At 54.3% G+C, this 21141-nt stretch carries 17 protein-coding genes, 2 tRNA genes and 1 other RNA gene; 9 read left to right on the forward strand and 11 right to left on the reverse strand.

What is annotated here, in order from left to right; translation table 11 throughout:
• Nucleotides 1-56: 56 nt before the first annotated feature.
• Nucleotides 57-671 carry a thymidine kinase gene (gene tdk, locus ACTJJA_RS08365; RefSeq protein WP_010432994.1) on the reverse strand — a complete coding sequence of 205 codons (615 nt, stop codon included), beginning with the start codon at nucleotides 669-671 and terminating at the stop codon, nucleotides 57-59.
• A gap of 550 nt (nucleotides 672-1221) precedes the next feature.
• On the opposite strand from tdk, the gene hns reads away from it, so the two are divergent.
• Nucleotides 1222-1635 carry a histone-like nucleoid-structuring protein H-NS gene (gene hns, locus ACTJJA_RS08370; protein WP_003856724.1) on the forward strand — a complete coding sequence of 138 codons (414 nt, stop codon included), beginning with the start codon at nucleotides 1222-1224 and terminating at the stop codon, nucleotides 1633-1635.
• A gap of 205 nt (nucleotides 1636-1840) precedes the next feature.
• Here the strand turns inward: hns and galU are convergent, their stop codons facing one another.
• The 3 genes from galU to rssA all read right to left on the reverse strand — a co-directional run bounded on the left by galU (nucleotide 1841) and on the right by rssA (nucleotide 4957).
• A complete protein-coding gene (galU, locus tag ACTJJA_RS08375) occupies nucleotides 1841-2749 on the reverse strand; it encodes a UTP--glucose-1-phosphate uridylyltransferase GalU (protein WP_100166113.1) in 909 nt (302 codons plus the stop codon).
• 199 nt (nucleotides 2750-2948) lie between these two features.
• Nucleotides 2949-3962, reverse strand: a complete 1014-nt coding sequence (gene rssB, locus ACTJJA_RS08380; protein ID WP_042716774.1) for a two-component system response regulator RssB — start codon at nucleotides 3960-3962, stop codon at nucleotides 2949-2951.
• Nucleotides 3963-4054: 92 nt separating this feature from the next.
• Nucleotides 4055-4957 carry a patatin-like phospholipase RssA gene (rssA, locus tag ACTJJA_RS08385; RefSeq protein ID WP_440667373.1) on the reverse strand — a complete coding sequence of 301 codons (903 nt, stop codon included), beginning with the start codon at nucleotides 4955-4957 and terminating at the stop codon, nucleotides 4055-4057.
• 113 nt (nucleotides 4958-5070) lie between these two features.
• Between rssA and ACTJJA_RS08390 the strand changes: the two genes are divergently transcribed.
• The 5 genes from ACTJJA_RS08390 to ACTJJA_RS08410 all read left to right on the forward strand — a co-directional run bounded on the left by ACTJJA_RS08390 (nucleotide 5071) and on the right by ACTJJA_RS08410 (nucleotide 6958).
• Entirely contained in the window at nucleotides 5071-5529 is a 459-nt protein-coding gene (locus tag ACTJJA_RS08390; RefSeq protein WP_440667375.1) for a YchJ family protein, read from the forward strand.
• Nucleotides 5530-5577: 48 nt separating this feature from the next.
• Nucleotides 5578-6420 carry a formyltetrahydrofolate deformylase gene (gene purU, locus ACTJJA_RS08395; protein ID WP_010432980.1) on the forward strand — a complete coding sequence of 281 codons (843 nt, stop codon included), beginning with the start codon at nucleotides 5578-5580 and terminating at the stop codon, nucleotides 6418-6420.
• 157 nt (nucleotides 6421-6577) lie between these two features.
• Nucleotides 6578-6662: transfer RNA gene (locus ACTJJA_RS08400), tRNA-Tyr, on the forward strand.
• Nucleotides 6663-6697: 35 nt separating this feature from the next.
• A tRNA-Tyr gene (locus ACTJJA_RS08405) sits at nucleotides 6698-6782 on the forward strand.
• Nucleotides 6783-6827: 45 nt separating this feature from the next.
• Nucleotides 6828-6958, forward strand: a non-coding RNA gene (locus ACTJJA_RS08410) — RtT sRNA.
• Nucleotides 6959-7042: 84 nt separating this feature from the next.
• Here the strand turns inward: ACTJJA_RS08410 and ACTJJA_RS08415 are convergent.
• On the reverse strand, nucleotides 7043-7486 hold the full coding sequence (locus tag ACTJJA_RS08415) for an Lrp/AsnC family transcriptional regulator (protein WP_440667377.1): 444 nt from the start codon (nucleotides 7484-7486) through the stop codon (nucleotides 7043-7045).
• 107 nt (nucleotides 7487-7593) lie between these two features.
• On the opposite strand from ACTJJA_RS08415, the gene ACTJJA_RS08420 reads away from it, so the two are divergent.
• On the forward strand, nucleotides 7594-8490 hold the full coding sequence (locus tag ACTJJA_RS08420; protein WP_440667379.1) for a DMT family transporter: 897 nt from the start codon (nucleotides 7594-7596) through the stop codon (nucleotides 8488-8490).
• Here ACTJJA_RS08420 and narI read toward each other — a convergent pair.
• The 5 genes from narI to ACTJJA_RS08445 form a co-directional block, all read right to left on the reverse strand.
• Nucleotides 8487-9164, reverse strand: a complete 678-nt coding sequence (gene narI, locus ACTJJA_RS08425; protein ID WP_010432973.1) for a respiratory nitrate reductase subunit gamma — start codon at nucleotides 9162-9164, stop codon at nucleotides 8487-8489. The genes ACTJJA_RS08420 and narI overlap by 4 nt on opposite strands.
• Nucleotides 9164-9874, reverse strand: a complete 711-nt coding sequence (gene narJ / locus ACTJJA_RS08430; protein ID WP_440667382.1) for a nitrate reductase molybdenum cofactor assembly chaperone — start codon at nucleotides 9872-9874, stop codon at nucleotides 9164-9166. The genes narI and narJ overlap by 1 nt, the downstream gene beginning before the upstream one ends.
• Complete coding sequence (gene narH, locus ACTJJA_RS08435) at nucleotides 9871-11406, reverse strand: nitrate reductase subunit beta (protein WP_431138645.1); 1536 nt, start codon at nucleotides 11404-11406, stop codon at nucleotides 9871-9873. The genes narJ and narH overlap by 4 nt, the downstream gene beginning before the upstream one ends.
• Nucleotides 11403-15146, reverse strand: a complete 3744-nt coding sequence (locus tag ACTJJA_RS08440; protein ID WP_440667384.1) for a nitrate reductase subunit alpha — start codon at nucleotides 15144-15146, stop codon at nucleotides 11403-11405. The genes narH and ACTJJA_RS08440 overlap by 4 nt, the downstream gene beginning before the upstream one ends.
• Before the next feature lie 381 nt (nucleotides 15147-15527).
• Nucleotides 15528-16925: a NarK family nitrate/nitrite MFS transporter gene (locus ACTJJA_RS08445; RefSeq protein ID WP_440667386.1), complete on the reverse strand. Its 1398-nt coding sequence runs from the start codon at nucleotides 16923-16925 to the stop codon at nucleotides 15528-15530.
• Between the two features lie 309 nt (nucleotides 16926-17234).
• Between ACTJJA_RS08445 and narX the strand changes: the two genes are divergently transcribed.
• Together narX and narL are read left to right on the forward strand one after the other, a co-directional pair.
• On the forward strand, nucleotides 17235-19031 hold the full coding sequence (gene narX / locus ACTJJA_RS08450) for a nitrate/nitrite two-component system sensor histidine kinase NarX (protein ID WP_440667388.1): 1797 nt from the start codon (nucleotides 17235-17237) through the stop codon (nucleotides 19029-19031).
• Nucleotides 19024-19674: a two-component system response regulator NarL gene (gene narL / locus ACTJJA_RS08455; protein ID WP_028018756.1), complete on the forward strand. Its 651-nt coding sequence runs from the start codon at nucleotides 19024-19026 to the stop codon at nucleotides 19672-19674. Before narX ends, narL begins: the two co-directional genes overlap by 8 nt.
• A 1-nt stretch (nucleotide 19675) precedes the next feature.
• Here the strand turns inward: narL and ACTJJA_RS08460 are convergent, their stop codons facing one another.
• Entirely contained in the window at nucleotides 19676-21082 is a 1407-nt protein-coding gene (locus tag ACTJJA_RS08460; protein WP_440667390.1) for a YchO/YchP family invasin, read from the reverse strand.
• Nucleotides 21083-21141 lie beyond the last annotated feature (59 nt).

Below are 21141 nucleotides of genomic sequence, written 5' to 3' on the forward strand. Positions count from 1 at the left end.
CCCGCCAATGGCGGGTTTTTTTATGCCTGCTGATCGGCAAAGAAATCTGTTCTGACCTATTTCCGATTATCGCTCTGGATAGCCGTCAGTGAACCTACAACAAGTGCTTCTTTATAGTGCTTGCGACAGACCGATACATAGCGCTCATTGCCCCCTATAACGACCTGCTCGCCATCCGCGTAGGGTTTACCCGATTGATCGAGACGAAGCACCATACTGGCTTTACGGCCGCAGAAACAGATAGTCTTCAGCTCAACGAGCTTATCCGACCATGCGAGCAAATACTGGCTGCCAGCAAATAACTCGCCGCGAAAATCGGTGCGTAGACCATAACAGAGTACGGGAATATCCAGTTCGTCAACGACTTCAGAAAGCGCATGAACCTGTTCACGCGTCAGGAACTGGCTTTCATCTACCAGAACACAATGGATGGGCTTAGCGGCGTGTTCAGTGCGGATATCATCCAGTAAATCCGTTTGCGGGTTATACAACCTTGCTGGCGACGAAAGTCCTATTCTTGAACTTACCTTCCCTGCACCGAAGCGATCGTCGATTTCAGCGGTGTATACAACGGTGCGCATCCCCCGCTCCTGATAATTGTATGAGGATTGCAGTAACGCCGTCGATTTCCCTGCATTCATTGCCGAATAGTAGAAATAAAGTTGTGCCATTGGCCGAAGAACCCTAATCAATGTGTAATATTCCCGATGAATCATTGTACCATATTTTGTCCCGTCATCAGCGATACACCGCACAGACTATGCCGCTGAACCGGTGATTAACCCTCGGTACTTTTAGAAAATAATGCGTTAAAACATACATTAAACGCTTATCGGGCTGCCAATAAGCAACATATGCAGCCAAACATAACACTTCTTTTTATACTGGAATTTACGTTCATTAAAATTCACTATTTATTAACTATTTTTGTCTTACCCGCGCGTCCCTGAAGTAATACAAAAGGCTGATATTTATCCGCCGCAACTATAATTCCTGAGGGAAATGTCACAAAACCAAACATGCATACCGCTGGTTTTTGCCGTTTGACGTGAAATCATCAGACCAGACAAACGGTGAAATTTAAGTTAGCGTAATTAATAATAGCGCCGACGATTTCGTATTTTTTGAATTCCTTACATTCCCACCTATTGCACAACTCAATTTATCGCTCTATTATTAGGACAACAAACCACCCCCCATTATAAGTTTGAGATTACTACAATGAGCGAAGCACTTAAAATTCTGAACAACATCCGTACTCTTCGTGCGCAGGCAAGAGAATGTACCCTTGAAACGCTTGAAGAAATGCTGGAAAAATTAGAAGTTGTAGTTAATGAGCGTCGTGAAGAAGAAAGCGCAGCTGCTGCTGAAATCGAAGAACGCACTCGTAAACTGCAGCAATATCGCGAAATGCTGATTGCAGATGGTATCGATCCAAACGAATTGCTGAACAGCATGGCTGCGGCGAAAACCGGTACCAAAGCAAAACGCGCTGCTCGTCCGGCTAAATATAGCTACATTGATGAGAACGGCGAAGAGAAAACCTGGACCGGCCAGGGTCGTACTCCAGCTGTTATCAAGAAAGCAATGGATGAGCAGGGTAAACAACTGGATGACTTCCTGATCAAGGATTAATCCGAAACTATTTACAAAAATCCCGCTTAATGCGGGATTTTTTTTACGCGAAATTCCGCTGAGCAACCCTTTACACTCTGTCATATGTCGCCACAGACTATTTAATGTCTTTTACAATCCTTCTCAAGCGGCCACTGAGCCTCGTTATGGGCATAAAAAAACCGGTGGGCATCGCCACACCGGTCTTGTTCAACTGAGTATCAGACTATTTCTTAATACCCACGCTTTCTTTGAGCCAGGCTTTAAATTCTTCGCCCAGGGTATTGTGGCGAATACCATATTCAACGAATGCCTGCATATAACCGAGTTTATTACCGCAGTCATGGCTCTTACCTTTCATATGGTAAGCTTCTACGGTTTCTTTTTCGATCAGCATATCGATACCATCGGTCAGCTGGATTTCATCACCCGCTCCCGGAGGCGTTTTCGCCAGCAGTGGCCAAATCTCAGCACTCAGCACGTAACGACCCACAACCGCCAGATTAGATGGTGCGACGTCCGCTTTCGGTTTCTCAACGACACCTACCATCGGAACGCTTTCGCCTGGCTCCAGATTAACGCCCTTGCAGTCCACAACACCATAGGCGGTAACGTCTTCTACAGGCTCAACCATGATCTGGCTGCTGCCTGTTTCGTCGAAGCGCTTGATCATCTCAGCCAGGTTATCCTGAGACAGATCTGATTCAAATTCGTCCAGAATAACGTCCGGCAGAATAACAGCAACCGGCTCATCACCCACAACCGGGTGTGCACACAGCACAGCATGGCCCAGACCTTTCGCCAGCCCCTGACGAACCTGCATAATGGTGACGTGTGGAGGACAAATAGACTGAACTTCCGCTAACAGCTGGCGCTTAACACGTTTTTCCAGCATCGCTTCGAGTTCAAAACTTGTATCAAAATGGTTTTCGATAGAGTTTTTAGATGAATGCGTAACCAGCACAATCTCAGTAATCCCTGCCGCGATACATTCATTAACGACGTACTGGATTAATGGCTTATCAACTAAAGGCAGCATCTCTTTAGGGATTGCCTTCGTTGCTGGTAACATCCTGGTCCCCAATCCCGCTACCGGGATGACGGCCTTTCTGACTTTCGAATTTAGGGCAGCCATTCAAATTCTCCTGAGCTGTTCAAGTTTTGAACTTTTATGCATTAAATAACGCGTTGAGTATATCAGCCTCAGCCTTTAGTACGGGTCTGAAAAGAACGCGTTGCCGATCAATTAGGATAAATACGCATGAATCTGGCAGCGATAGTAGCACCGCCAACTAAACACTGGAAAAGCAATCTCAAGAATAAAACTCAACTGCTTATTCCGTGGACAACATTAAGCGCAACCGCCCGCCAGCACCCCAAATTTGGCACTGCCAGGAGGAACAGCGATGGCTAATTTGATTGAGGTAAGCCGTCCCCAGTGTTCCCAGCGGTACGCCGTTACTCACCTGAATATGATGCTCCCCCGTATTCAGAGAAGCGTTTAAACCCGCAGAAACAAGAATCAGATTTTTCAGTCCGCTGTGATAATAACCGACGAGAAGAGGAAACTGCCCAGGCAAATTAGCCTGGCGGAAAAGCTGATTTACTTGTTTAAGCAAACTGCCTAACTCAGGAAGCCGTTGTCCCTGATGGGATAACTGCTCCTGCAATAATCCATTAAATAGCGCACGAAGTAACAATGCGGCTAAAACACCATTGTCTCCTGCCCGGGTCACATCCAGACAATAAAAGGCAAGATCGGAATCGGATAACGGCGCAATATCGAGCACCAGACCATGCTGGTCTGCCGCCACAAGTTGTCGATAATTTATCCGGCAATGGGAAAGCGTTTGTTGTACCGGCGGCTGAAGCTCTTGTAACAATTTGGCTGCGGCAAGCGGATTACTGACCAGCGCATCCCAGTCCTGAAACAGGCGTTCTTCTTCTTCAACGCGGGAATTGAACATATTGGGATAAAGGCAAGCGAGCACCGTCTCACGCAGACGGTTCAAATCCTTCACGGGCTTGAGCAGAATATCCTGTACTCCCAGACGTAGTGCTTTCGCGATATCCGCCATATTTTCCGTCGCAGAGATCACCAGCACCGGCATTTGGTTTCCTTCGTTGCGAAGATGCTCAACCAGTTTCAGGCCATTCATTCGCGGCATCGCGATGTCACAGATCATCAAGTCCGGGGCAATAGACGTCATTTTCTCCAGCGCGTCGATGCCGTCCTCGGCAAGAGAAGTATCCGCACCCAGTGAGGATAACCACGAATCCAGCAAAGAGCGGAAAACGGGCTCGTCTTCAACGATTAAAATGTGTTTTCCGACCAATGGCTGCGTCATGGTTCCTCCCCTGGCTGACAGTTACTCAATAGTGGCATGCTATTGGGACTATCGCCTGTCAGATTTTGCTGAAGTAATCAAATAAAAGATGCTTAAAGTGCTGTTCGCACAAATGGCAACAATTCATCTATTTTCTTTTCGACGGCTAAGGCACCCGCTGAAATCGCGGCCTCAGCTCTATGGAAATCAAGGGTAGAGATTTGAGGACAATATGGTTGAATCAGAATATCGGGAGGATCGCCAGCCATACGGTTTCGCTTCAGGCGATTCTCAAGTACCTGAATTGACGTGGTCATGATTTCCAGGGCGGTGGGTGCCGTTACTGCTCGGCGAGTCGCCAGGCGTCCAATTCTTCCGCGCAAACGCGCATGCCAGGCGAGCTTCTCACCTTCGGCATCATCACTTTGAAGATTAACCGGCATGAGGTCTTGCTGCATCAGGTGGGCATCATGTTGCAAGTCCACGGCAATCACAATATCCGCACCCATGGCACGCGTCAGGGAAACAGGGACCGGGTTTACTACCCCGCCATCGACCAGCCAGTAGCCGTTATGTGGCACAGGGGCCATTAATCCCGGCATGCTGCAGGACGCACGGACAGCAAGATGAAGATCGCCTTCGGTAAGCCACAGTTCACGTCCTGTACTGAGGTTCGTGGCCACCGCGCCAAACGGCAACTGACAGTGGGTAAAGTCATCAAGGGGCATAATCTGACGGAACTGATTAAACACGCGCTCGCCGCGCAGCAGGCCGCCACGCTGCCAGGAGAGATCCATCAGGCGCAGCACATCCCAGTAGCTGAAGGAACGTACCCATCTCTCAAGCTCCGGTAGTTTACCGCAGGCATATGCTGACCCGACCAGCGAACCAATCGAACAGCCTGCAACGATATCAACGTCAATACCCATCTGTTTCAAGGCGTTGATAACGCCAATATGCGACCAGCCTCGGGCTGCACCTGAGCCTAACGCCAGTCCAATTTTTACTTTTCTCATTAGCCCTGTTTTACTTCCCCTGGATCCCCAACATAGCGTCAACGCAACAGCTCGGTTAACATAGTGCTACCTAAGCGTTAAACGCCCTTATTTTTTGTTCCAGGAAGAGAATCGTGTCTCAACTCTGCCCCTGTGGTAGCGCTCTGGAGTATAGCCTATGTTGCCAGCGATATCTTACTGGCGAGCAGGTTGCTCCAGACCCGTCACATCTGATGCGTTCGCGGTATACTGCTTTTGTGATCAAAGACGCAGATTATTTAGTCAGGACCTGGCACCCCACTTGCCATGCAGCTGATTTTCAGCAAGACATTGAAGCGGGCTTCGCCAACACCCACTGGCTCGGTCTCACGGTCTTTGATTCAGCCCCCGGTCGTGATGAAAACGAGGGTTACGTGAGTTTTGTTGCCCGTTTTACCGAACAGCACAAACCCGGCGCCATTATTGAACGTTCCCGTTTCTTAAAGGAAAGCGGGCAATGGTATTATATTGACGGAACGCGCCCTCAATTCGGTCGTAACGATCCCTGCCCTTGCGGTTCAGGTAAAAAATTTAAAAAGTGTTGCGGGCAGTAATGCCTGACAACCCAGACTTCGCAAATACACAAACAGGATTTCCCGGCGATGCAATCACTACAACGTAAAGTTCTGCGCACCATCTGTCCCGATCAAAAAGGACTGATCGCACGAATTACCAACATTTGTTACAAACATGAACTGAATATCGTGCAGAACAACGAGTTCGTTGACCACCGTACCGGTCGCTTCTTTATGCGCACCGAGCTCGAAGGTATTTTCAACGACACCACCCTGCTTGCCGATCTGGATAGCGCCCTGCCGGAAGGTTCCGTGCGTGAACTGACGCCTGCTGGCCGTCGTCGCATTGTGATTCTGGTGACCAAAGAGGCACACTGCCTGGGCGACCTGCTGATGAAAGCCAACTACGGCGGTCTTGATGTCGAAATTGCCGCTGTTATCGGCAACCACGAGACGCTGCGTACGCTGGTCGAGCGTTTTGATATTCCGTTCGAACTGGTCAGCCACGAAGGTCATACCCGTGAAGAGCACGACGACCTGATGGCGCAGGCGATTGAAGCGCATAATCCAGATTACGTGGTGCTGGCTAAATATATGCGCGTATTAACGCCATCTTTCGTATCGCGTTTCCCGAATAAGATCATCAACATTCACCACTCGTTCCTTCCTGCCTTTATTGGCGCGCGCCCGTACCACCAGGCGTACGAGCGCGGCGTGAAGATCATCGGTGCGACGGCCCACTATGTGAATGACAACCTGGATGAAGGTCCCATCATCATGCAGGACGTGATTCATGTGGATCACACCTATACCGCGGAAGACATGATGCGCGCTGGGCGCGACGTTGAGAAAAACGTTTTAAGCCGTGCGTTGTATCAGGTGCTTGCCCAACGCGTCTTCGTTTACGGCAACAGAACCATCATTCTTTAATCTTTCGGAAAATGAATTGATTAGCTTTGCACCTTTGCGGATAAAAAGCAGGCAAACAGCGTCATTTCCCTAAAGGAATGCTTTACAGGGGCGTCTCATTTGATATGATGCGCCCCGCTTCCAACAGGAAGCAGGCCAGTAAAAAGCATTACCCCGTGGTGGGGTTCCCGAGCGGCCAAAGGGAGCAGACTGTAAATCTGCCGTCATCGACTTCGAAGGTTCGAATCCTTCCCCCACCACCATCTCTCAGCATTACCTCAAAATTTGAATTACCCCTGGTGGGGTTCCCGAGCGGCCAAAGGGAGCAGACTGTAAATCTGCCGTCATCGACTTCGAAGGTTCGAATCCTTCCCCCACCACCATCACTTTCAAATGACTCCAGATCTTCTGTTCGCACCAGGCATCATGCATTTCCGTGACGGGGAAGGATGAGAAGCTTCGACTAAGGTTCGATTCGAGCGTAGCGAGAAAGCGTTGCCACAGGCAACGACCCGAAGGGCGAGGCGCAACGCGCCGAGTAATCCTTCCCCCACCACCATCACTTCCAAAAATCATAATAAAATCGAACTGAGTCAAGCTTCGTAGGCCGGGTAAGGCGCAGCCGCCACCCGGCAACAGACAGCTACATTGGCGGCAACCGTCGCTTCACCGGCGAGCTTTTCACAATCGACGTATTACACTGCGCATGCTCAGCCAGGCCGTCCAGCAACACATCCAGCTGTTCTATCGACCGTACCACCAGCCTGATCACAAAACAGTCCTCACCCGTGACTTTGTCACTCTCAATGCACTCCGGCATCGCCTGAATGTATTTATCCACCTTATGCAATAACCCCGGCAATGGGCGCACGCGCACCAGCGCCTGCAAGGTGTATCCCAGCGCCGCCAGGTTCACCCGCGCACCATACCCCTGAATCACACCGCGCTCTTCCAGCCTTTTCAGACGTTCTGCCGTGCTGGGTGACGTCAATCCCACACGACCACTCAGCACCTTCAGCGACATGCGCGCATCTTCCACCAGACAAGCCAGAATTTGTCGGTCGATATCATCAAGAAGGCATTCCATCGTTTTCACCTAATTTTAAAAAGTTCTTCACGCATTTAACCTTATATCAGCCCTGTAAAACCCAACAGCGATTTTCGACAATAGGGTCATTAATCAGGAGGTGGATGATGCGTGATTTACAAAAAGGCGTCGGGCAGATGAGCCTGGCGATGTTAATTTCCGGCTCTATCGGCGCGTTTGTTTTACTCTCCGGTCTGCCGGTAACGGAAGTGGTGTTCTGGCGCTGCGTCATCGGCGCGGTTACGCTTTATATATTCGTCCGGTTAAGTCGAAAGCCCTTCAGTCCCCTCACCCGCACCACGCTGCTGCTGGCCATTTTTGGCGGCGTAGCGCTCGTGGTGAACTGGCTGCTGCTGTTTGCAGCCTATGAGCGGATCTCGATTGGCCTGTCTACCGTGGTCTATAACACCCAGCCGTTTATGCTGGTGCTGATGGGGATGCTTTTAGGCGAACGCGTCAGTCTGGTGAAATGGGGTTGGTTGATCCTCGCCTTCGGCGGCGTGGTGATATTGCTTTCCAGCGAGCTGAGCGGCACGCATGGCAGTGAATGGCTCGCAGGTATCGGGCTGGCGCTGGGTGCAGCGTTCTTTTACGCGCTGACTGCCATTATCGCCCGCAAACTGAAATCCGTCGCACCGCAGCATATCGCCTTTATTCAGGTCCTGACAGGGGTGGTGATGCTTCTTCCGCTGGCGCATATGCCTTCCCTTTCGGGCGATTTCCCCTGGACGATCCTGCTGACGCTGGGCATTGTCCATACCGGCATCATGTACCAGTTGCTCTATAGCGCCATTCAGAAACTCCCCACTCCAGTCACCGGCTCGCTGTCGTTTATCTATCCGGTGGTCGCCATTGTTGTTGATAACCTGGTGTTCGGACACTCGCTGAACCTCACACAGCTTGCGGGCGGTGCGCTGATTTTGTTTGCCGCTGCGGGCAACAACCTGGGCTGGGGCGAAAAAAAACCCCGCGAGTGCGGGGTGGGTATCAAAACGGCAAATTAGCGACGGGCGCGCACAATCTGGTATTTGCGCGTCAGGTACTCAACCGGCGCGCTCCAGATATGCACCAGTCGAGAGAACGGGAACAGCACGAACAGCGTCATTCCCAGCACCAGGTGCACGCGGAAGATAAAGGCCACGCCGTCCAGATGCTCAGATGCGCCGCCATGGAAGGTCACCACGGACTGCGCCCAGCCGACCAGCTTCATCATTTCGCTACCGTCCATATGCTGAGCAGAGAACGGAATTGTCAGCAGACCCAGCGCACACTGCACCATCAACAGGGAGAGGATCAGGATGTCCGCAGCGGTCGTGGTGGCACGCACGCGCGGGCTGAACAGACGACGTTTCAGCAGCAGCAGACCACCGACCAGACACATCACGCCGCTGGCACCGCCCGCAAACATCGCCATTTTCTGCTTCACTTCAATCGGCAGCCAGGCTTCGTACATCCAGTGCGGCGTCAGCATGCCCAGGAAGTGACCGGCAAAAATCCCCAGGATCCCGATATGGAACAGGTTAGAGGCGAGGTTCATCCCCTTGCGGTCCAGCATCTGGCTGGAGGCCGCCCGCCAGGTATACTGGCCATAGTCATAACGCAGCCAGCTTCCCACCAGGAATACGGTGCCCGCGATGTACGGGTAAATGTCAAAGAAGAACATATTCAGGAAGTGCATTATTGCCGTCCTCCGTTAGAGATATTCAAATATTGCGGAGCAACAGCCCCGGCAAAACGACGCTGGTGAGCGGAGATTTCAGACTCGCCGCAGTTCTGGTCAGCAAAGAACTTCACCTGCTCTTCTTCCCAGACCGCATCAAGCGCCTGCGGGGTGTCGTCGCGCGCTTCGTCCGCGATTTTTTCCGCTACTTTTTCGCTATCAACGGCGGCATTTGCCAGCTTCACCAGCAGGTCAAAGAGCACCGCATAAGCACTTTCGCGCTGCTGAAGACGCGCGCCAAGCAGCGCCAGGATCGGTGCGATGTCCTGTAAACCGCCCAGCGCCTCTTCTTTTGGCAGCTGCGCCAGATATTCCAGGTACAGCGGCAGGTGGTCTGGCAGTTCGCGGCTGTCGAGCTGCAGGCCGTGCTGCTCGTACTGGGACATCAGGTCGACCATCGCCTGACCACGATCGCGGGATTCACCGTGGACGTGTTCAAACAGCAGCAGAGACGTCGCGCGCCCGCGGTCAAACAGCTGGCTGTAGTCCGCCTGCGCGTCCAGGAGATCGCGCGCTAACAGATCGCGGAGGAAAACGCCCAGCTTCTGGGCATCCGCTTTATCCAGGTTTTTAGATGACGCGAGTGCATCAAAGAGTTCCTGCTGATGCTGCGCAAGCGCAGCATCCGGGTACTCGAGCAGACGCGAAACAATGACGAGTTCAATCATTGGTGCGGCTCCGTTTTGCTGGTCACATCCATGGCGTCGATGCGGCGGCTGTTGAACAGGTTGAATTTGGTGTCTGAGCCGTGGCAACCGTCACCGAAGCTAAAGCCACATCCGTTTTTCTCCGGGAAGGCGTCGCGCGCCTGCTCGCGGTGGCTGCTCGGTACGACGAAACGGTCTTCGTAGTTCGCAATCGCCAGATAGCGGTACATCTCCTGAGCCTGTGCTTCGGTCAGACCCACCTCTTCCAGCGCACGGGTATCGGTAACGCCGTCAACGGTTTCTGCACGCTTGAAGTGACGCATCGCCAGCATACGCTTCAGCGCCAGCAGGACCGGCTGGGTATCGCCTGCGGTCAGCAGATTCGCCAGGTACTGAACCGGAATACGCAGGCTTTCCACGTCCGGCAGAATGCCGTTGCCGCCCAGTTCACCCGCGTCGGCAGCAGACTGAATCGGCGACAGCGGCGGCACGTACCAGACCATCGGCAGCGTGCGGTATTCCGGATGCAGCGGCAGCGCCAGCTTCCAGTCCATTGCCATTTTGTACACCGGAGACTGCTGCGCGGCGTCGATCACGCTCTGCGGCACGCCGTCCTTCAGCGCCTGCTCGATCACCTTCGGATCGTTCGGATCGAGGAACACGTCCAGCTGACGCTGGTACAGATCTTTCTCGTTCTCGGTGCTTGCTGCCGTTTCAATCGCGTCCGCGTCATACAGCAGCACGCCGAGATAGCGAATACGGCCTACGCAGCTTTCTGAACAGACGGTCGGCATACCGGCTTCAATGCGCGGATAGCAGAAGATGCACTTCTCTGACTTGCCGCTCTTCCAGTTGAAGTAGATTTTTTTATACGGACAGCCGGTGATGCACATGCGCCAGCCGCGGCACTTGTCCTGGTCGATCAGGACGATGCCGTCTTCTTCACGCTTGTAGATGGCACCGCTCGGACAGGTCGCCACGCACGCCGGGTTGAGGCAGTGCTCGCACAGACGCGGCAGGTACATCATGAAGGTGTTTTCGAACTGGCCGTACATCGCCTTCTGCATGTTCTCGAAGTTTTTGTCTTTCGACAGCTTCTCGAACTCACCGCCCAGATCGTCTTCCCAGTTTGGACCTTTCTCGATCTTGTTCATACGCTGACCCGTGATCAGCGAGCGAGGACGGGCAATCGGCTGATGTTTACCTTCCGCGGCGTTATGCAGGTTCTGGTAGTCGAAATCGAACGGCTCGTAATAATCGTCGATGCCCGGCAGATGCGGGTTAGCGAAGATTTTTCCCAGAAGCAAAGCGCGGTTGCCCATGCGCGGCTGGATTTTGCCGTTGATTTTGCGGATCCAGCCGCCCTTGTATTTTTCCTGATCTTCCCAGTTGGTCGGGAAGCCGGTGCCCGGCTTGGTTTCCACGTTGTTGAACCAGGCGTATTCGGTGCCTTCGCGGCTGGTCCAGACGTTTTTACAGGTGACTGAGCAGGTATGACAGCCGATGCATTTATCCAGATTCAGCACCATGCCGACTTGTGAACGAATTTTCATTTTACGCTCTCCTGTACCTGGTCATTACCTTCGCCGTCTAACCAGTTAATATTCTTCATCTTACGTACCACCACGAACTCATCGCGGTTAGATCCTACGGTGCCGTAGTAGTTAAAGCCGTAGGCCAGCTGCGCATAGCCACCTATCATATGGGTCGGCTTCGGTGTAATACGGGTGACCGAGTTATGAATACCGCCGCGCTGCTCGGTGATTTCTGAGCCAGGAATGTTCACGATACGTTCCTGCGCGTGGTACATCATGGTCATCCCTGCTGGAACACGCTGGCTAACCACTGCACGAGCGGTCAATGAACCGTTGCTGTTGAAGACTTCGATCCAGTCGTTATCCTCAATCCCCAGATCTTTGGCATCCGCTTCGCTCATCCAGACAATCGGACCGCCGCGTCCCAGCGTCAGCATCAGCAGGTTGTCGCTGTAGGTGGAGTGGATCCCCCACTTCTGGTGCGGCGTCAGGAAGTTCAGCGCTTTCTCCGGATTACCGTTGGACTTCTCGCCCATTACCGCTTTCACCGAACGGGTATCGATTGGCGGACGGTAAACCAGCAAGCTTTCGCCGAAGTCACGCATCCACTGGTGATCCTGATACAGAGACTGACGACCGGTCAGGGTACGCCATGGGATCAGCTCGTGAACGTTGGTGTAACCCGCGTTATAAGAGACGTGCTCATCTTCCAGACCAGACCAGGTCGGGCTGGAGATAATTTTGCGCGGCTGGGCCTGAATATCGCGGAAGCGGATTTTCTCGTCTTCTTTGTTCAGGGCCAGATGCTTGTGGTCGCGACCGGTGATTTCACTCAGTGCTTCCCAGGCTTTTACTGCGACCTGGCCGTTGGTTTCCGGTGCCAGGGTCAGGATCATCTCTGCGGCATCAATCGCCGTATTCAGCATTGGTTGGCCTTTGGCCGGACCGTCTGATTTGGTGTAATTGAGCTTACGCAGCAGGTCCATTTCGCTCTGGGTGTTCCAGGCAATCCCTTTCCCGCCGTTGCCGATTTTCTCCATCAGCGGGCCGATAGAGGTAAAGCGTTCGTAGGTCGCCGGGTAGTCACGTTCAACCGGAATGATGTGCGGCGCCGTCACGCCTGGGATCAGATCGCACTCGCCTTTTTTCCAGTCCTTCACGTCCAGCGGCTGCGCCAGTTCGGCAGCGGAGTCGTGCTGAATGGGCAGCGTCACCACGTCGGTTTCTTTGCCCAGGTGCCCCACGCAGACTTCAGAGAATTTCTCGGCGATGCCTTTGTAGATTTCCCAGTCGCTTTTGGATTCCCACGCCGGGTCAACGGCAGCAGACAGCGGATGAATAAACGGATGCATATCCGAGGTATTCATGTCGTCTTTTTCATACCAGGTTGCAGTAGGTAGAACGATATCGGAGTACAGGCAGGTGCTCGACAGACGGAAATCCAGCGTCACTACCAGATCCAGCTTGCCGTCCAGGCCGTTGTCTTTCCATTCCACTTCTTCAGGCTTCACGCCGCCCTGCTTGCCGAGATCTTTGCCCTGAATACCGTGTTCCGTACCGAGCAGATACTTCAGCATGAACTCGTGACCTTTACCGGAAGAACCCAGCAGGTTTGAGCGCCAGATGAACAGGTTGCGCGGATGGTTTTTACCGTTTTCCGGCTGTTCCGCCGCAAAGCGAATCGAACCTTCCTTCAGCGACTTAACGGTGTAGTCCACCGGTGTCATGCCCGCTTTCTTCGCCGCTTCCGCGATGCGCAGCGGGTTGGTGCCAAGCTGAGGAGCCGACGGCAGCCAGCCCATACGTTCCGCACGCACGTTGAAGTCAATCAGGTGGCCGCTGTAGCGGGATTTATCCGCCATTGGCGACAGCAGTTCCTCTGCGGTAACCGTCTCATAGCGCCACTGGCTGGAGTGGTTATAGAAGTAGGAGGTGCTGTTCATGTGGCGTGCCGGACGCTGCCAGTCGAGGGCAAACGCCAGCGGCTGCCAGCCGGTCTGCGGACGCAGTTTTTCCTGGCCGACGTAGTGCGCCCAGCCGCCGCCGCTCTGCCCCACGCAGCCGCAGAAGATCAGCATGTTAATCAGGCCGCGATAGTTCATATCGAGGTGATACCAGTGGTTCAGACCGGCACCGACGATAATCATGGAGCGACCGTGGGTCTTGTCGGCGTTTTCCGCGAACTCACGCGCGATACGGGTGATCTGCGCGCGCGGCACGCCGGTGATCTGCTCCGCCCATGCCGGAGTGTACGCTTTCACGTCATCGTAATTGCTTGCACAGTTTTCGTCGTTCAGACCGCGCTCCAGGCCGTAGTTCGCCATGGTGAGATCGTAAACGGTGGTGACGAGCGCCGTTGAACCATTGGCGAGCTGAAGACGCTTCACCGGCAGTTTGTGCATCAGAACGTTATTCAGTTCAACCTTGTTGAAATGCTCGGTGCCCTCGCCGCCGAAGTACGGGAAGCCAACGTCAGCGATCTCATCCTGGCTGCCCAGCATGCTCAGGCGCAGTTCGGTCTCTTCGCCTGTGGTGCCGTTACGCTGCTCCAGGTTCCATTTGCCCTTTTCGCCCCAGCGGAAACCGATAGAGCCGTTAGGCGCAATCAGTTCGCCATTGCTGTTACAGGCAACGGTTTTCCACTGCGGGTTATTTTCCTGACCAAGTGAATCCACCAGGTCAGCGGCGCGCAGCATACGACCGGCAGCGTAGTAGCCGTCACGCTCTTCCAGCATCACCAGCATCGGCATGTCGGTGTAGCGACGCACGTAGTCGGTGAAGTACTGGCTCGGCTTGTCCAGGTGGAACTCACGCAGCATGACGTGGCCCATCGCCAGCGCCATCGCCGCATCGGTGCCCTGCTTAGGTGCCAGCCACAGGTCGCACAGCTTGGCGATTTCCGCATAGTCAGGGGTAATCGCAACGGTTTTGGTGCCTTTGTAACGCACTTCGGTAAAGAAGTGGGCATCCGGGGTACGGGTCTGCGGAACGTTAGAGCCCCAGGCCAGAATGTAGCTGGAGTTATACCAGTCGGCGGATTCCGGCACGTCGGTCTGCTCGCCCCAGGTCTGCGGAGACGCAGGCGGCAGGTCGCAGTACCAGTCATAGAAGCTCAGGCAGGTCCCGCCAATCAGGGAGAGATATCGCGCGCCAGATGCATAGGAGACCATCGACATCGCCGGGATTGGCGAGAAGCCCGCCACACGGTCCGGGCCGTAGGTTTTGACGGTGTAGACGTTAGACGCTGCAATCAGTTCGTTCACTTCTTTCCAGGAGGAACGGACAAAGCCACCGCGACCGCGAGCCTGCTTGAAGCTCTTCGCTTTGTCGGTGTCTTCAATGATGGATGCCCATGCATCAACCGGATCGCTGTGCTGGACTTTCGCTTCACGCCACATTTTCATCAGGCGCTTACGCATCAGAGGGTATTTCAGGCGGTTAGCGCTGTAGAGATACCAGGAGTAGCTTGCGCCACGCGGACAGCCGCGCGGTTCATGATTCGGCAGATCGGGACGGGTACGCGGGTAGTCGGTTTGCTGGACTTCCCAGGTCACCAGACCATTCTTGACGAAAATCTTCCAGCTGCACGAACCCGTGCAGTTGACGCCGTGGGTTGAACGGACCACTTTGTCATGCTGCCAGCGCTGGCGATAGCCGTCTTCCCAGTCGCGGTTGGTCTCCAGAAGCTGACCGTGCCCATCGGCAAACGTCTCGCCCTTCTGCTTGAAGTAGCGAAACCGGTCTAAAAATTTGCTCATCGGGTATCTCCTGTGTGGAGCCTGTGGCTCTCTAAATCGACATTGCTGATTTGCTGCGAAGGTAACGCTCTGAAAGCGGGGGAGAATTGATAACGATCAAGAGGGACGGGGTCTCTGAAGGTGGGTGTTACATCAAATACCACCAAAGCGGTATAAATGTAAATTTCTCATCATAATGATTAATATAGAAATTTTATATTTATCGTACAAAAAGCAGGGCTAAATTTAACATCTCAGGTATTAAGGGGTAGACCCCACTGGAAAGCGATGACGATCACAGCGTTACCCGCAGGCTGCCGCTGTAAAGACCATCAGTATGTTGTAACTATTTTCAACGCAAAAAAAACGCGGCCCGAAGGCCGCGCAAACGGATAATCACACTTACTTATTTTTCTTGGTATTACGGCCATATACCAGCCACGTAATCACAACGCAGGCGATATAGAAGACGAGGAATACTTTCATGGCCCCTGCCGGAGAGCCGGTCAGATCCAGTGAGATACCGAACGCTTTCGGGATGAAGAAACCGCCGATTGCGCCAATCGCAGAGATAAAGCCCAGCGCCGCAGCGGTGTCGGTCGCCGCTTCACGCATGGCCTGCTCTTCGGTGCCGCCCTGCGCTTTAACGCGATCCATGGTCAGCTTACGGAAGATGACGGAGATCATCTGGAACGTGGAAGCACTTCCCAGCCCGGCCGTCAGGAACAGCACCATAAACACGCCGAAGAAGGCAATAAAGTTGCCGCCCTGCCCGTTGGCTGGCAGCGTCAGGAACAGCAGCGCGCAGAAAATTGCCATCACCATGAAGTTCACCAGCGTCACGCGCGTCCCGCCCAGACGGTCGGAGATCATCCCGCCAAGAGAACGTGCCAGCGCGCCGACAAATGGACCAAAGAAGGCAAATTGCAGGATCTGCACGTCCGGGAACTGGGTTTTCGACAGCATGGCGAACCCCGCAGAGAACCCGATAAACGAGCCGAACGTTGCCAGATACAACAGCGCCATGACCCAAAGGTGACCGCGTTTCAGGACCGGTAACTGTTCGCTCAGGGATGCCTTCGACGCGGATAAATCGTTCATAAAGAACCAGGCCGCCAGCGTGAAGATCACCAGGAACGGCACCCAAATCCAGGCCGCGTTCTGCAGGAACAGAGAAGAACCATCCGGCTGGGTCACACCACCGCCGCCAAAGGCCGCAAAGATGGAAACCGAAATCGCCAGCGGGGCAATCAGCTGCATCACGCTCACGCCCATGTTCCCCAGACCGCCGTTAATGCCCAGCGCACCACCCTGCTTCGCTTTCGGGAAGAAGAAGCTGATGTTCGCCATGCTGGAGGCAAAGTTCGCGCCCGCAAAACCGCACAGCAGAGAGATGATCACAAACACGCTAAACGGCGTGGAGGTATCCTGCACCGCAAAACCGAGCCACACGCACGGCACGATCATGATGCCGGTACTGAAAGCCGTCCAGCGGCGTCCGCCAAACACCGGCACCATAAACGCGTAAGGCACACGCAGCAACGCACCGGACAGGGACGGCAGCGCGGTCAACATAAACAGCTGATCGGTCGTGAACGTAAAGCCGACTTTTGGCAGGTTTACCGCAACCGCACTAAACAACATCCATACGCAAAACGCTAACAGCAGGCACGGAACGGAAATCCACAGATTACGACTTGCTACACGATGGCCGCGCTGTTGCCAGAACGCCGGATCCTCTGGTCGCCATTCTGTAATAACGGCACCATTTTCCCTGTCGGGAGCGGATGAGTGACTCATAGACACCTCTGATTCTCGAATGATGCTGCAAACATTAGGGTTTTAGGGCGGCGGTAAGTTGATATAAATCAAAGGAAAAGTGCGGGGTTTTGTGGCGAAAAAAAAGTCATTACTCTTAGTGAGTAGGAGTAAGGGGTAAAAAAGATGTGGTTTTTCACGGTGCTGAGCCATCCTGGCTACTCCCTCCCCCTAACCGTTACTCCTCTGGCAATTTAGAGGTAATCCTTTATTGGTATGGGTATACTCCAGGGTATGCACCAGAATAGCGCCATTCCTGCAGTCAGGTCACGTCAGGAGCCCGGCAATACCATGTTAAAAAGATGTCTATCCCCGCTGACGCTGGTTAACCAACTGGCGCTTATTGTCATGCTGTCCACCGCGATCGGTGTAACCGGCATGGCGATTTCCGGCTGGCTGGTCCAGGGCGTACAGGGTAATGCGCATGCCATTAACGAGGCAGGCTCGCTACGCATGCAGAGTTATCGTCTGCTGGCCTCGGTGCCCTTAACGCAGGACGACCAGAAGCTGATCGACGATATGGAGCATACGGCTTTCAGCCCCGAGCTGGAAAGTGCCGCCATTCGCGCTGGTCAGAAATCCCAGCTCAAGGCCCTTCAGGACTACTGGCACACGCAGCTGGAGCCAGGCTTAAAGCAGGCGAACAGCCCCGATGCCGTCGCGCGCGACGTTGCCGGTTTCGTCTCACGCATTGATACGCTGGTCTCTTCTTTCGATCAAACCACCGAATTACGCATTGATCGGGTGGTTATGATCCACCGGGTGATGGCGCTGTTTATGGGCCTGCTGCTGATTTTCACCATCGTCTGGCTGCGCGCAAGGCTGCTGAATCCCTGGAAACAGCTGCTGGCAATGGCACGCGCCGTAACGAACAGAGATTTTACCCAGCGCACGCATATCAGCGGGCGTAACGAGATGGCGATGCTCGGGCAGGCGCTCAACACCATGTCGGAAGAACTGTCTGAAAGCTACGCGGTACTGGAACAGCGGGTTCAGGAAAAAACCGCCGGACTCGAACAGAAAAACGAAATTCTCTCTTTCCTGTGGCAGGCCAACCGCCGTTTGCACATGCAGGTACCGCTGTGCGAGCGCCTCTCGCCGGTGCTGAACGGCCTGCAAAACCTGACGCTGCTGCACGATCTGGAGCTGCGGGTCTACGACGTTGAAGACGAAGAAAATCATCAGGAATTTACCTGTCAGTCTGACATGTCCTGTGATGATAAAGGTTGTCACCTTTGCCCGCGGGGTTTACCACCGCTAACAACGACGGGCACCACGTTGAAGTGGCGTCTGACGGACAGCCACACCCAGTACGGCATTCTGCTGGCTACCCTGCCCGCCGGAAGGCATTTGAGCCACGACCAGCAGCAGCTGGTGGATACCCTGGTGGAACAGCTCACGGCCACGCTGGCGCTCGACAGGCATCAGGAAAAACAGCAGCAGCTGATTGTCATGGAAGAGCGCGCCACCATTGCGCGGGAGCTGCATGACTCCATCGCCCAATCGCTCTCCTGCATGAAGATGCAGGTCAGTTGCCTGCAGATGCAGGACGCGGAGATGCCGGAAAGCAATAAACAGCTCCTGAGCCAGATCCGTAACGAGCTGAACACTTCATGGGTTCAGCTTCGTGAGCTGTTAACCACTTTCCGACTGCAGCTGACGGAGCCGGGCCTTCGCCCCGCGCTGGAGTCCAGCTGTCACGAATTTAGCGCACGACTGGGGTTCCCGGTGAAGCTCGACTACCAGCTTCCGCCGCGTTTTGTCCCCTCCCATCAGGCGATTCATTTGCTGCAGATCGCCCGCGAAGCCCTGAGCAACGTGCTCAAACACGCCAGCGCGACGGCGGTAACAGTAACCGTCAGCCAGCACAATAATCAGGTGAAGCTGACGATTAAGGACGACGGCTGCGGCGTGCCGGAAAATGCCGAAAGAAGCAACCACTATGGTTTAATTATCATGCGAGACCGCGCGCAAAGCCTGCGCGGTGATTGCCAGGTTCGCCGGAGAGACACGGGTGGCACGGAAGTGGTCGTCACCTTTATTCCCGAAAAACCGCTAACAACTGTCCAAGGAGAACACCATGACTAATCAGGAACCGGCATCCATCCTGTTGATCGACGACCATCCCATGCTGCGCACCGGTGTGAAACAGCTGGTCAGCATGGCGCCCGATATTACCGTCGTTGGCGAAGCCAGCAACGGCGAACAGGGTATTGAGCTTGCCGAAGCGCTCGATCCTGATTTGATCCTGCTCGATCTCAACATGCCGGGCATGAACGGTCTGGAGACGCTGGACAAACTGCGCGAAAAATCCCTGTCTGGCCGCGTGGTGGTGTTTAGCGTGTCAAACCATGAAGAAGACGTGGTGACGGCGCTGAAGCGCGGCGCGGACGGCTACCTGCTGAAAGATATGGAGCCGGAAGATCTGCTCAAGGCGCTGCAGCAGGCCGCTGCCGGAGAGATGGTGCTGAGCGAAGCCTTAACGCCGGTACTGGCCGCCAGCCTGCGCGCCAACCGCGCAACCTCGGACCGCGACGTGAGCCAGCTTACCCCGCGCGAACGCGATATTCTGAAGCTGATTGCCCAGGGCCTGCCGAACAAAATGATCGCCCGCCGTCTGGACATCACCGAAAGTACGGTAAAAGTGCACGTGAAGCACATGCTGAAGAAGATGAAGTTAAAGTCCCGCGTCGAAGCCGCCGTGTGGGTCCATCAGGAACGGATTTTTTAACTTACTCATCCGGCAGCAGCTTCCACCGTGGATCGTCGTTGGGTAATGCGACCAGCGGTTGAACCACCGTTAGCGCGATCTCATTGGAAGAGACGCGCTGCCCGTCTTTATCTTCCGCGATCACCGACAACTGCCACTGGTTAGTTGCCCCCTCAGCGTTATCCCATGCGGGCATAATGACGCTCCAGCCGTCGCTGCTGGTACTGTCAGCCGGTGCGGTCAGGCTTAGCGCCTGCGTATCCCCCTGCCAGTGCAGCTGGCGAATACCATGTTTGCTGCGTATTTGCAGCTTCAGCATGACGGTTTCGCCCCCTTTCAGATCCCACGGCGGCGTTGCCAGATAGACCGACAGCGTTTTGCGCTGGCGGAACTCCATGACCGGCAGGTTCTCCCGCTCTGGCGAATCGTAGCGACTGCCGCGCAGCGAACGCGTCACAGCCACTTCGCTGGCGGACAGCTGTTTGACCAGGGGCACGCCAAACCGATAGTTGAGCTTAAGCCCGAGGTTATTCTGGCTGACGCCGCTCTCTCCCTGCTTATGGGCAGCCGTCAGGGTCACCAGCGGAACGGGGGTATAGTTGAGTCCCAGATTGACCGCCATCGGGTTGTGGTAGCCGGTTCCACTGCTAAACAGATCGACGTTATCGCCAAAATACTGTTCAAAACTGACGCTGGTATTCAGATGATGGAACCACGGCAGCCAGGCTTTAGCGGTGATGTCATACCCGCGCGCCATGCGCTGCTCCTGCAGATCCGCGCTGTCGCGCCAGCTGCCGAACGGCTGATAGTAATTCGCCGACAGGCGTAGATTTCTCCCCCACGCTTCTGCCCCCAGCCCGGCGCGCTGCAGGTTTTCCTCAAGCAGGTTATCGTAAAAGGTGTTATAGCCCAGCAGCCAGTCTCCGGCGACCCAACGCTGGCCAATCCCGGCATTGCTCACCAGACCGTCCGTCTGTTGCGTCAGGCCCAGCTGGCTCCAGCTCAGGTAACGATTGTTATCGTTCCAGGGAATGAACCAGCTTCCGCTGCTGCCATTGAAATTGCCCTCATCATCCACCAGCAGATTTACGCTGGCGTTACCCCAGGGGGAAAGCCAGGATTCAATCTGCTCGTTCACTTCCCCGCTCACGACATCCCGTACCTGACCCAGAGCAAACTGCTTCGCCTGCTCGCCTGTCGTCAGGCCGTTGTCGGTCATACTGGCTTCGCCAAAGGCTTTCGCCATTTCAGCAAGGTGCTTTTCGCCCTCGCCTGTCGGGGCTGCCATACCGAGATCGGGTAAGCTGTCGCCGTTATTATCAAACGGATTTTGCGCTTGCTGCATAAAGGAATTCGGCGCGCCGTGAACGGCTCCGGCCAACATAAAGGGGAGTAAAAAAAGCGAACGGAGAGGTGGAGAAAAAGTCATCAATGGCGTAAGTAAAACCCGGTGCTTACGTAAGAACACCGGTTACCTTAACGCGATTT

It is taken from the genome of Enterobacter sp. 22452 (assembly GCF_052045065.1).
Classification (GTDB): domain Bacteria; phylum Pseudomonadota; class Gammaproteobacteria; order Enterobacterales; family Enterobacteriaceae; genus Enterobacter; species Enterobacter mori.